The following is a 12312-nucleotide window of genomic DNA, read 5'->3' as shown; positions in this document are numbered from 1 at the left end:
GATCGCGAAACGCCCCTTTGGCGGGCCGGGATATCTGCGGTTTACCCGAAGTCATGAATTCGGTCAATCAGAATATCTGCCAGCCTATGCCTTGACCTGCATGTGGCGTGTTTTGCTCGTCGGGCACCGCGAGGCATTGTGTCCGCAAGGCGCCTGAGCTCGTGTCAGCTTTGGCCCTGTAAGGGGCATTGAAGCCGATGGCCGTGCAAGTCTCTGTTGGGTCGGAAGGCGACTCTCCCTGCGTGGCCTGATATGAGTGAGGCTACCAACTGGAGGCAGCCCTTTGGAGAATCGTAATGAGAACGGGGGTGGTAATCTGTGTAGGTTGCGCCATGGTAGTGGCATTTGCCTCCATGTGCGTCGGGTCCTACTTTTGGATTCGCGCCAGCGTAAATCGCCGCCACCCCTCGCGGCGCTGGTACGTCCACACTAACCCTCTTAATGCGGTGCTCTTTAAGGACGAACTGACCCCTCAGGGGCTTGAATACAGAGAGAAAGCATTCCGAGCGCACAAGATAACGCTCATTTCCATCGCCATATTTACGGTCGGGTCCATCATTCTCGACCTGACCAAAGCGAATTAGCAAACACGCGTAGATGGGTTGAGCCCTTGCGAAACCCATCATGCTTCGTCATCGGCGAACGGCTTGATGGGTTTCGCTGGCGCTCTACCCATCCTACGAGCTGTCGCCGATAATCAGCACGATTTGAATTAAGCGTTTAAGTGACGTGAAAGAGCGCTTCGCCTATAGGTTGTCATCGTAGCGCCCCAGATTGCATGTGAAAAGCGGGACGGCATGAGATGGCCTCTGCCGTATCCAAGGCGCGGTGATGTGATGGGTATTCTATTCATCGTCGTTCTGCTGTGCCTTATCGCTTTCAGCTTCTATCGGTTTCCAACTAAGCCGAATAACGGCTTCGGTCCGGATTGGGATTGCACCCCAGTCCCTAATGGCCAACCGATTTGCATCAAAAAGCTAGGTCGGTGAACGCGGTTCGCTGACGGAATTAGACATGGAGATGTCCGAAGTGGGTCAATGGCTGCCCTTGTTAGCTGGCATGACGTTGGGCGGCTTACTTTTCGGAAGCTGACATCTTGGCGGCTTACGGGAGTATGCCTTTGGGTCAACCAGCGCGGCGAAACCAGCGGTAAGAGAAATGACCGCGACAAACAGGACGGTGATGGGGTCAATAAACAAATACAGAACCGCCGCGATTGACGTCAGCAGCAGAGCAGGGCCGATCAATACGGGATGCGATCTAAACCAGTCCAGCACCTTGAACATGAGCGTACTGCCTCGCTGATGGGGTGACGACGATAGCAGATTTGCCGTATCTCCTCACTACTAAGAATGTTCAAAATCGCTTCAATCGCTCATTTTTCCCTCCTGCTGAGGCTCGCGTGCCACTGCGCTGATGGGCCACAACCCGACTCTCTCCCCGTATAGTAGGGCTGCTGAAATGGAGATAACATGAGCGTGCCGGAAATCCTTCGACGAGCCATCGAAATCGGTGAACGGAACGGCAAGATTGGCTTCGATGAATTGAATCAACTGTGTGACAGTGAGGTTCTAGTGTCCCGAGTCACAAGTTCGCAATCGTAGATTCGCAGTAGATTCGCGTCGCTGTGCCAAGGATGGAGGCTGCAGCAGCGACGGAGTATCTGATGGCGGTCCGGCAACTTGCCTCCCTGACATTGAGCGATCAAGAGCGTGACGAACTGAAGTCGCTGACGATGCGGCGGAAGACGGCGCAGGCGCTGGCTCTGAGAGCGCGGATCGTGCTGACCTGCGCGGAAGGCGGTCAGAACAAGGAAGTGGCGGCCAAGCTGGGCCTGGACCGGGCGACGGTCGGCAAGTGGCGGCGGCGTTTTGTGGAGCGGCGTGTGGACGGGCTGCATGACGAGCCGCGCTCCGGGGCGCCACGTACAGTTGACGATGCCCACATCGAAGCCGTGATCGTGAGGACGTTGGAGAGTTGCCCCGAGAACGCCACCCATTGGAGTTCCCGCGGCATGGCGAAGGCCAGCGGCCTGTCGGTGTCGACGGTGCAACGCATCTGGAGGGCCTTCGGGCTCCAGCCGCATCGAATGGAGACGTTCAAGCTCTCAACCGATCCAAACTTCGTGGCCAAAGTGCGCGACGTCGTGGGCCTTTACGTCTCGCCGCCGGAGCACGCCATCGTTCTGTGTGTGGACGAGAAGTCCCAAATCCAGGCGCTGGACCGCAGTCAGCCGATGCTGCCGATGCGTCCCGGCCAGCCGGCCCGAAGAAGCCATGACTACACGAGGCACGGCACCACATCGCTGTTCGCCGCCCTCGACATCGCGACCGGACGGGTCATCGGCAAGTGCTATAGGCGCCACCGTGCCGCCGAATTCCGCAAGTTCCTCGACGAGATCGAGGCCGCCGTGCCGCGCGACCTCGACGTCCATCTCGTCATGGACAACTACGTCACGCATAAGACCCCTTTGATCCAAAGATGGCTGGCTAAAAGGCCACGTTGGCACGTGCACCTGACTCCGACCAGCTCGTCATGGCTCAACCAGGTCGAGCGCTTCTTCGCGCTCCTCACCGATAAGAAGATCAGGCGCGGCATCTACCGTAGCGTCGCCGCCCTCAGGGCTGACATCACTTCGTTCATCGACCGACACAACGCCGATCCAAAGCCGTTCCGATGGACCAAGTCCGCCGATGACATCCTTGCTTCCATCGAACGCTTCTGCCGATACAATGCCCCGGCAAAAGACGACGCGATGTTGCGAACTTCTGGTTCAGGACACTAGATCCCAAAGACATCGAACGTATTCTCAACGCCCTGAGCGAAGCTGGAATTTGGATTGAAGGAAACTGAAACTTGGTTCCGGTGCAACGATATGGGTGTGCAATGTGTCTCTTACAAACAAATGAGGCCGTTCGTGATTTGATAGAAAGGCTCGGCTCCGCGCCGGTTATCGCCCGCTACGGTCAAGCAGAAGCAGCGACGTTGGCGCACGCTTTCACCGATCTCGAAGTATCGCTGCGAAGATTTTTGAATGAGCAGCTTCCAAAAATTGCTGATCCATCCTTGCGAGGCGAACGGCTAGAGGATCTCCTTCTGGAGGTCCGGGAAGAGTTTCGCCACATGCTGTATCATCTGCACGATCCCAAGTTCCTACGCGTGTTAGAGCCTACACATGAATGGCTAACTGTTCGCGCGGATCGAGGATAGTTTGGACACATGGAGTCGACTTCGGGTCATAACCCGCCAATGATAGCCAAGCCGGGCGACTTCCGCTCTACGTCCGGAAGCCAACATTAACAGGCCCACGCCCTACGCCGGCACGATCACCTTGCCGATCGGCCAGAGCGCGATGCCTGCGAGCTTCAGATGGGCCCAGGCGAAGGGGATGCCGATGATGGTGACGGCCAGGACCAGCGCGGTCACGAGGTGGCCGAGCGCCAGCCACCACCCGGCGAGCAGCAACCAGACGATATTGCCGAGCATCCCGAACGGGCCGGTGCCGATATCGCTCATGCCGGTGACCTCGTCGCGCCGCACCGCTTTCGAGCCGAACGGCAGGAGGGCGTAGACGGCGATGTTGAACGCCGCCCGCGCCCAGGGCAGGCCGATGATCGTGATAGCCATGATGACGGAAGCCACCAGCCAGCCGAACGCCATCCAGGCACCGCCGATGAGGATCCAGAGCAGGTTGAGCAGGATGGAAACCGGAGCCATGGGATTTTCCGCCTTCAATGACCCAGCTTGTATAAGCTCGAAAACTGTCTCTGCGAAGACAGCCCTGGCATCAAAGTCCGTGGCGCCGGCTGCGTTCGGCGCGCAGCGACGCGCCGACGAACCCGACATCCTCGATCCCGCGAGACATCTCCTTCGAACAGAGCCACAACGTCAGCGCAGCGACGCCAATCGCGGCCAGTCCGGACACGAGAACGGGATTCGAACAGAATGTAGCGAGCAAATTATCCAGCGGAATCGACCCGCTTGGCCAGCGCGACCCGCAAGCCGAGGACGCTATGGCCCAACCGCCGAGTATCACGGTGGCAGCGTTCGCGCCGGCCAGTACAGTCACCACAATCGCCAGCCCCTTCTTCATGGAAAGGGCAAGGTCGACCATTTTCACCACGGCACAGCAGGCGCCCGCAAAGACGATGCCCGCACCCCATGCGGGAAGCCCTGCGGTTGCCAGTGCCTGGCCGGCCCACCCCCACAACGCGGCGACACAGCCGAGCAAGGTAAGGTTGACCTTCACGGCTTCCGGAAACTTGCAGCGAAGCGCGTAAGCATTCGCCTTCTCGACGAGGTCCAGTAACGCGCAAGCGATCAACCCGGCGGAAAAGCCGCCGAGATGCACGCCCCAATCGATCCGAGAATTGCCGAATGCAAAGGCGATATTCAACCCGATGTTGATGGCGAAGAAGTCGAACCTCAGATCGAGCTTGCCGAGGATCCACAGGCAAAACAGCGCGCCGAGGATGCCCGACGTGGCGCCGGATGCGCCGACTGTCAGATAGGGCGTGGCATGGATGGCGTTGCCGATGATGGCGCCGAACACCATGGCGCAGAGGTAAAGGATGAGAAAGTAGGCCGGTCCGACCCGCCTCTCGAGGTGCCCGCCCCACAGCACGAGGCACAACATGTTCATCGTGAGGTGGACAAAATTGACGTGCAGGAAGCCATAGGCCAACAGGCGCCAGTATTCGTGCCGCGGCAACGCGCCCGAATACATCCCGCCATAGCGATACAGCAACTCGGCCGGCGCCGCCGGGCCGCCGGACTGGATGAAGCAAAGTCCCGACGCGAGAACCGTCACCGTCATCAATGCATAGACCGCGGCATGCGGGACTTCGAAGAAACTGGTGCGGTATGATGGCATGAATGAACGCAAGCGGCTCGTGCGGGACCGGCAATCTAGCCGAGCCGATCGATCATTGCCACCCCAGCGTGCATCCCAAATTCGGCCGGCCGGGATAGAGCCGTGGCGATCTAGACCGCTCGCTCGACAAGATGCGCACGCGAGGACCCAGGGTCGAACCGATCGCCGAAATATTGCGTTTCGTGGGCCACCTGCTCTCCGCGGAACTCCATGATGCTCACCACGTAGGAAGGGACGCCGTCATAGGTCAGGACGAGCTCACTGACCCAGAGATCGCCACCGCCGATCATGCGCCGAACCGTAAAGCGCTTCTTGTTTGGCTGTACGGTACGGCTCTCCTGAATATTGCGCCGGCCACGGATCCGCTCGCCCGATTGCGGATAATCCAGCACGGCCTCTTCGAGATAGATCTCGTGCTCGACCTCGAAATCGCTTGCGTCCGAAGCATCCCAATGACGCTGAAGCGCTGTCAGCTTGGCCCGGTCATCCATCTCGATCTCCTACATTCACATCAGATCTTCCGCCCGGCCTGCTCCCAATAGGGATCGCGCAGGCGGCGCTTGAAAATCTTTCCGGAGTCCTCGCGCGGCAGCCCGGTGCGGATCTCGATGTGCTTGGGCACCTTGTAGTCGGCGAGCGAGCTTTTCAGCCGGGCACGGATATCGGACGCATCGAGCGTGATGCCGGCCTGCGGCTCGACCACCGCCATCAGCGCTTCGCCGAACTCGGCATCGGGGATGCCGAACACCGCGCAATCATGGACGCCGGGCACGGCATGCAGCACGGATTCGATCTCGGCGGGATAGATGTTGACGCCGCCCGAAATTACCATGTCGCGCTTGCGGTCGCAGATGAATACGTAGCCATCTTCGTCGATATAACCGACGTCACCGGAGGTGATGAAGCCGCCGCGATCGATCTCGGCGCGCTTCTCCGGCTTGTTGTGGTAGGTGAAATCAGCCATCCCGGCCATGCGGGAGTAGATCTCGCCGATCTCGCCCGCCGGCAGCACGCGGCCGTCCTCGCCGATGAAGCGCAGCTCCGCACCCGGCGAAATCTTGCCGACCGTGCCGGGCTTCTTCAGCGCGTCCCCCGAGGTCGCGAAGGTGACGGCGCTGGATTCGGTCGAGCCGTAGAATTCGTAGATCACCGGCCCCCACCATTCGATCATGGCGCGCTTGACATCCGCCGGACAGGGCGCGGCGGCATGGATAATGTGGCGCAGCGAGGAGACGTCGTATTTTTTGCGTACCAGCTCCGGCAGCTTCATTAGGCGGATGAACATGGTTGGCACCATGAAGATGGTGTCGATTTTGTAGCGCTCGATCAGTTCGAGAAACCCTTCAGCCTCGAAGCGCGGCATCAGCACCAGCGCGCCATCGAGTTTTCCTGCGCGGATGCCGAACGAGTTCGGTGCGGAGTGATAGAGCGGGCCGGGCAGGATCGCGCGGGCGCCGGGTTTCAGCCCATAGATCATCGCGCGCATGCGCTCGCCGGCCGCTTGCTGGTCCGGCGTCGGCGCATTGCGCCGCACGCCCTTGGGATGGCCGGTCGTGCCCGAGGTGTAGATCATGTTCATGGGCTGCGGCACGACCGGACCGTCATAAGGCTGGTGTTGCGCGAGCCATGATTCGAAATTGATCGCGAAGTCCGGCGTCGCCAGATGATCCGGATCGATCTTGTAGTTGGAAAGTATCTCCGGCGGCGTGGGCACGCTGAGCACGGTGACGCCCTCAGGGATCGCATTGCGCAGGCCATGCAGCATGTCGGCATGCGCAATCAGCACGGAGGTACCGGTATCCTCTAGGATGTAGTTGATCTCCTCCGGCTTGAAGTGCCAGTTGATCGGCACGCCATAGGCCCCGAGCCGCATCGCGGCGTAAGCGGCCTCCAGGAACGCGATGTCGTTGCGCATCAACATGCAGACGCAATCGCCTTGTTTGACGCCGATCTTGCTGAGGCCACTCGCAATGCGGTCGGCACGGCCGGCGACCTCCGCGTGGGCGCGGCGGCGCTCGCCGGAGACAATGCCGAGGAATTGGGACGTTTCGCTCATTTGTTGTTTTTCTTTGTTGTTTAGCGACGGTGCCAATTAGTCGTCATCACCGGGCTTGTCCCGGTGATCCACGTTCTTGCTTCGCCGCATCGGACCAAGAACGTGGATGGCCGGGACAAGCCCGGCCATGACGGAAGACACATCAATCCGCAAACTTCGGCGCACGCTTCTCCAGATTGGAACGCACCGCTTCGGTCTGGTTCGCACTGCCGATGAGCTTCTGCTGCTCGACGGACTCGGCGAGCAGCGCCGGCCCTGGATCGACCGAGAGATTGTTCAGCAAACGCTTCGCGGCCCGGATCGCATCGGGGCTCTTGCCGGCGATCTCGCGTGCGACTTCGAGAGCCGTGGCGCGCGGATCATCGCAGATGCGCGTGGCGAGGCCGTACGTCATCGCCTCCTGCGCGGAGAAGATGCGGCCGGTGTAAGTGAGATCGCGCAAGATGTCGTCGCGCACGAGCGAAGCCAGGATCGGCGTGCCCGCCATGTCGGGCACGAGGCCCCATTTGATCTCCATCACCGACATCCGCGCATCTGAGCTGAGGAAGCGCATGTCGGCACCCAGCGCGAGCTGAAAGCCGCCGCCGAAGGCAACGCCGTGGATCGCGGCGATCACCGGCACCGGGAGCTGGCGCCAGCCCCACACCGCCTGCTGCGGAAAGTTCGCCTGGCCGTGCGTGCGCGCCGCGAGGTCACGATTTTCGCCAGCCGGAATTCCATTGCCGCCCTTTTCTTTCATGGCGGCAAAACGCCCCATGTCGAGACCAGCGCAGAAGGCGCGGCCCTCGCCGGACAGGACGACGACGCGCACGCTTTTGTCCTTCGAAAGCCGGTCCGTCGCGGCAACAAGGGCCTCGAACATCGCCTGATCGAGCGCATTCATCTTGTCCGCGCGTACCAGGCGCACGTCGGCAACGCCTTCCGAGATCGAGATCGAGACGCGCTCTTCCATGGACGAATTCTCCCCTGTTCTTGTTCAGTGCCGCTTTACAGGAAGACGGCGGCCGGATTTAGTCAATCGACCAATTAACTGACAATCCCTGCGGAGGAAACAGCCATGTTCAAGGAAAACCTTCTGGCCGGCCGCAACATCCTCGTCACCGGCGGCGGGACCGGGCTCGGCAAGTCGATGGCGGCGCGCTTCCTTGAGCTCGGCGCGGAGGTGCACATCTGCGGACGCCGCAAGATCGTCTGCGACGAGACCGCGACCGAGCTGATGGATCAGTATGGCGGCCGCGTCACCAGCCACGGCGTCGACATCCGCAACGCACTGGCGGTCGAGGAGATGGTCGAGAACATCTTTCGCGAGACGCCGCTAACCGACCTCATCAACAACGCCGCCGGCAATTTCATCTCGCGCAGCGAGGAGCTGTCGCCGCGCGGCTTCGACGCGGTCGCCAACATCGTCATGCACGGCACGTTCTATGTCACGCATGCGGTGGGGAAGCGCTGGATCGCTTTGAAGCAGCCCGGCAATGTCGTCTCCATCACCGTGACCTGGGTGCGCAACGGCTCGCCCTACGTCGTGCCGTCGGCGATGAGCAAGTCGGCGATCCATGCGATGACGATGTCGCTCGCGACCGAATGGGGCCGCTACGGCATTCGGCTGAACACGATCGCACCGGGTGAGATCCCGACCGAAGGCATGAGCAAGCGCATCAAGCCCGGCGACGAGGCCGGCGCGCGCACCAAGGCGATGAATCCGATGGGCCGCGTCGGCACCATGGAGGAGTTGCAGAACCTCGCGGTGTTTTTGATTTCCGGCGGCTGCGACTGGATCACCGGCGAGACCATCGCCATGGACGGCGCCCAGGCGCTCGCCATGGGCGGAAATTTCTACCAGCTGCGCGACTGGAGCGACGACGACTGGACCAAGGCACGGGACTCGATCAAGGCGCAGAACGAGAAGGATCGTGCTGCGCGGGGGTAGTTGCTGTCGTCCCGGCGAAGGCCGGGACCCATACCCCGAGGGGAAGTTGTGGCGTAGGGAGGTAACCACGAGTCTTCGTCAAACTAGCTCCTGTGGTTATGGGTCCCGGCCTTCGCCGGGACGACGGCGCTGAGAGAGCGGCGTCCCCCTCTCGTATTGTCTTTGCCCGCGGATGACGCCACACTCCGCGGCACAAAAACAAAACGCCCACGGGAGAGACATGTCCACCACACAGCCGTTGGCGAACCTCGCCGACATGGTGCGCGAGCGCGCGAAGAGCCGCCGCAACGCGACCGCCTATGAGTTCGAGGGCCGCGTCAGCAGCTTTGCCGAATTCGACGTCAACACCAACAAGGTCGCGAATGCGCTGATCGCGATGGGCGTCGAGAAGGGCGAGCGCATTGCCTATCTGGGCAAAAACAGCGACATCTATTTCGAGCTCTTGATGGGCGCGATGAAGGCGGGCGTGGTGATGGCGCCGGTGAACTGGCGGCTCGCCGGGCCCGAGGTCGCCTTCATCGTTGCCGATTGCAAGGCGCCGGTGCTGTTCGTAGGGCCGGAGTTCGTTGCGCAGGTTCAGCAGATCAAGGATCAGATTCCGGGCGTCCGCACCATCATCACCACCGAAGGCGGTGCGCCGGAATGGCAGGACTTTACGGCGTGGCGCGACGCGCAGAGCGGCGACGATCCCAGGATACCGATCGACACCAAGGACATCGCGATCCAGCTCTACACATCAGGCACCACGGGCAAGCCGAAGGGCGCGATGCTGTCGCATGCGAACTTTCTCAACCTGGTGCAGACCGGAAACGCCGAGGACAAGCCGGACTGGAACCGGTGGTCGACCAACGACGTGTCGCTGGTGGCGATGCCGATCTTCCATATCGGCGGCTCCGGTTGGGGCGTGATGGGACTCTACCACGGCGCCCGCGGCGTGATCGCGCGCGAGTTCGATCCGACCAAGGTGCTGGATTTCTTCGAGCTATCAGGCATCACGAAACTGTTCATGGTGCCGGCGGCGATGCAGTTCGTGGTGCGGCAGCCGCGCGCGAAGACGGTCGACTTCTCGCGCCTGAAATACATGCTCTACGGCGCCTCGCCGATCCCGGCGGCGCTGCTGAAGGAATGCATCGAGGTCTTCAAATGCGGCTTCGTGCAGATGTACGGCATGACCGAGACCACCGGCACGATCGTCGCCTTGCCGCCGGAGGATCACGTCGAGGGGCTTGAGCGGATGCGTTCGGCCGGCAAGGCGCTGCCGGGCGTCGAGATCGCGATTTTGGACGCGGACGGCACACCGTTGCCGCCACGAGAGGTCGGCGAGATCGCAACGCGCTCGGGCTCCAACATGGCGGGCTACTGGAATCTGCCTGAGGCGACCGCTTCGACGCTGCGCAGCGACGGTTGGCTGCGCACCGGTGACGCCGGCTACATGGACGAGGGCGGTTATCTCTACATCCACGACCGCATCAAGGACATGATCATCTCCGGCGGCGAGAACATCTATCCCGCCGAGGTCGAGAGCGCGCTGTGCGATCACCCTGATGTCGCCGAAGCCGCCGTGATCGGCGTGCCCGACGACAAATGGGGCGAGGCGGTAAAGGCCGTGGTGGTGATGAAGCCGGGCAAGCAGGCGACCTCAATCGACATCATCAACTTCACCCGCGAGCGCATCGCCGGCTTCAAGACGCCGAAGAGCGTGGAGTTCCTGCCGGCCCTGCCGCGCAATCCAAGCGGCAAGATCTTGCGGCGGCAGTTGCGCGAGCCGTATTGGGCGGGGAAGGACCGAAGGGTGAATTGATGGCGTGAGTGGGTAAAGGCGCGCCCTATCCACATCGTCGTCTCGGCGAAGGCCGGGACCCATACCCACAGCATTGGGTTTGGCGAAGACTAGCAACTCCGACCTTACGCCATAACTTCTCCCTGTGGTTATGGGTCCCGGCCTTCGCCGGGACGACATTGGGGAGAGATAACGCGTAGCGACTCCTCAATGCTTGCCCGGCCCCATATAGCCGAACAAAAACCCCGCCACCTTCCGCATCTGGATCTCCTCGCTGCCCTCGGTGATCCGATAGCGCCGGTGATGGCGATAGATGTGCTCGAACGGCTTGTGGCGCGAATAGCCCATGCCGCCGTGGACCTGCATGGCGCGGTCGGCGGATTCGCAGCAGAGGCGGTTTGCCCAGTAGTTGCACATCGAGACGCGGTCGGAGAGCGTGCGCTCGATCTGTTCTTCGTTAAGCTTGTCCATCTCCCACGCGGTTTTGCGGATCAACAACCGCAGCATCTCGGCCTGCGTGGCGAGTTCGACCAGCGGGAACTGGATCGCCTGGTTTTCGGCGAGCGCCTTGCCGAACGGTTTTCGCTCACGCGCATATTTGACGCTTTCGTTGATGCAGTAGACGGCCGCACCGAGCGAGCTCGCGGCCTGACGGATGCGATTCTGGTGCACGAAGCATTGCGCGAGCGACAGGCCTCGGCCGACCTCGCCGAACAGCGCATCCTCGGGCACGAACACATCGGTAAAACTGACGCGGGGATGGTCGGTCGGCATGTTGAAGGTCCACATGTATTCCTCAATCCTGACGCCGGGGCTCTTGGCCGGCACCAGGAAACAGGTGATGCCGCGCGCATCGCCGTCATTGCCGCTGGTGCGCGCGAACAGCGCGCAATGCGTGGCGACATGCATGCCGGTCGTCCACATCTTCTCACCGTTGATGATCCAGCCCTTGACGTTGTCGCGGGTCGCCGGCACCGCGCGCGTCTCCATGTGAGTCGCGTCCGAGCCGTGATTTGGCTCGGTGAGACCAAAGGTGATGCGGTACTTGCCCTTGATCGAGCCGTCGATCATCGCCCTCTGGTCGTCGCGGCCGTAGCGGTCGAGCATGGTGACGACGGGGAAATTGCCGACGATGGAGTGCTCGTTCTGGAGATCGTTGTGCAGGCCGAGACCCTTTGCGGCGAAGTGTTCACGGATCACCGCCATCCAAAGGTTGGAGCCGTCCTTGCCGCCATATTGCTTCGGCACCGGAAAGCGCAAATGTCCAGCGGCGTCGGCAAGGTCCTTTGCCTTGCGCAGCAGCGCCTCCCATTCATGCCGCGGCAGGCCGCCATTCTCAAAATCAGTACGCGCCCATTCGCGGCGATGATCGAAGAAACGGATGTTGTCGTCGGCCGCTTCGAGCGGCTTGATCTCGCGGTCGATGAAACGGTCGAGCTCTCCGAGATAGGCGACGAGATCGGCAGGCAATGAGAAATCCACGAGTCTCTCCCGGATGATTTTATCGTTTTGCGTTAAGGCGCTACGCGCGCTTTTGCTTCGCGCGATTAAGGTGAGAAGAGCACGGCCAAGTCAAGCAAGCCGAGGCGTGTGAAGCGCGCAAGGCACGTTGCGCAATTCGATGGTGTTGAACGACGCCCGCGCGGTAGTATGCGCCTCAATATTCCTTCACG

11 protein-coding genes are annotated in these 12312 nt (G+C 61.2%); 4 read left to right on the top strand and 7 right to left on the bottom strand.

Annotation, left to right across the window (positions count from 1 at the left end; genetic code table 11):
• Positions 1 to 1034 precede the first annotated feature (1034 nt).
• Positions 1035 to 1286 carry a hypothetical protein gene (locus ABIB73_RS33135; RefSeq protein WP_354231081.1) on the bottom strand — a complete coding sequence of 84 codons (252 nt, stop codon included), beginning with the start codon at positions 1284 to 1286 and terminating at the stop codon, positions 1035 to 1037.
• A 380-nt stretch (positions 1287 to 1666) separates the two neighbouring features.
• Here ABIB73_RS33135 and ABIB73_RS33130 point away from each other — a divergent pair, with 380 nt between their 5' ends.
• Both ABIB73_RS33130 and ABIB73_RS33125 read left to right on the top strand, forming a co-directional pair.
• On the top strand, positions 1667 to 2785 hold the full coding sequence (locus tag ABIB73_RS33130; RefSeq protein ID WP_354231079.1) for an IS630 family transposase: 1119 nt from the start codon (positions 1667 to 1669) through the stop codon (positions 2783 to 2785).
• 71 nt (positions 2786 to 2856) lie between these two features.
• Positions 2857 to 3210: a hypothetical protein gene (locus ABIB73_RS33125; RefSeq protein ID WP_354231077.1), complete on the top strand. Its 354-nt coding sequence runs from the start codon at positions 2857 to 2859 to the stop codon at positions 3208 to 3210.
• Between the two features lie 102 nt (positions 3211 to 3312).
• On the opposite strand, the gene ABIB73_RS33120 is transcribed toward ABIB73_RS33125, so the two are convergent.
• The 5 genes from ABIB73_RS33120 to ABIB73_RS33100 form a co-directional block, all read right to left on the bottom strand.
• Positions 3313 to 3717 (bottom strand): YccF domain-containing protein, encoded by a 405-nt coding sequence (locus tag ABIB73_RS33120; protein ID WP_354231075.1) that lies wholly within the window; start codon positions 3715 to 3717, stop codon positions 3313 to 3315.
• Positions 3718 to 3787: 70 nt separating this feature from the next.
• On the bottom strand, positions 3788 to 4873 hold the full coding sequence (locus ABIB73_RS33115; protein ID WP_354231073.1) for a rhomboid family intramembrane serine protease: 1086 nt from the start codon (positions 4871 to 4873) through the stop codon (positions 3788 to 3790).
• Between the two features lie 110 nt (positions 4874 to 4983).
• The gene (locus tag ABIB73_RS33110; RefSeq protein ID WP_354231071.1) at positions 4984 to 5364 is read right to left on the bottom strand and encodes a nuclear transport factor 2 family protein; all 381 of its coding nucleotides are present in this window, start codon (positions 5362 to 5364) and stop codon (positions 4984 to 4986) included.
• A 20-nt stretch (positions 5365 to 5384) separates the two neighbouring features.
• Positions 5385 to 6929 carry an acyl-CoA synthetase gene (locus tag ABIB73_RS33105; RefSeq protein WP_354231069.1) on the bottom strand — a complete coding sequence of 515 codons (1545 nt, stop codon included), beginning with the start codon at positions 6927 to 6929 and terminating at the stop codon, positions 5385 to 5387.
• Between the two features lie 142 nt (positions 6930 to 7071).
• Entirely contained in the window at positions 7072 to 7881 is an 810-nt protein-coding gene (locus ABIB73_RS33100) for a crotonase/enoyl-CoA hydratase family protein (protein WP_354231067.1), read from the bottom strand.
• A gap of 105 nt (positions 7882 to 7986) precedes the next feature.
• Between ABIB73_RS33100 and ABIB73_RS33095 the strand changes: the two genes are divergently transcribed.
• Both ABIB73_RS33095 and ABIB73_RS33090 read left to right on the top strand, forming a co-directional pair.
• Entirely contained in the window at positions 7987 to 8859 is an 873-nt protein-coding gene (locus ABIB73_RS33095) for an SDR family oxidoreductase (protein WP_354231065.1), read from the top strand.
• Positions 8860 to 9079: 220 nt separating this feature from the next.
• Complete coding sequence (locus ABIB73_RS33090; protein ID WP_354231063.1) at positions 9080 to 10660, top strand: fatty acid--CoA ligase; 1581 nt, start codon at positions 9080 to 9082, stop codon at positions 10658 to 10660.
• Positions 10661 to 10846: 186 nt separating this feature from the next.
• On the opposite strand, the gene ABIB73_RS33085 is transcribed toward ABIB73_RS33090, so the two are convergent.
• A complete protein-coding gene (locus tag ABIB73_RS33085; protein ID WP_354231061.1) occupies positions 10847 to 12121 on the bottom strand; it encodes an acyl-CoA dehydrogenase family protein in 1275 nt (424 codons plus the stop codon).
• Positions 12122 to 12312 lie beyond the last annotated feature (191 nt).

Source organism: Bradyrhizobium sp. F1.4.3 (genome assembly GCF_040548375.1).
Lineage (GTDB): Bacteria > Pseudomonadota > Alphaproteobacteria > Rhizobiales > Xanthobacteraceae > Bradyrhizobium.
Note: the sequence above shows the minus strand (reverse complement) of the source record. Positions and strands in the feature narration are given on the sequence as shown.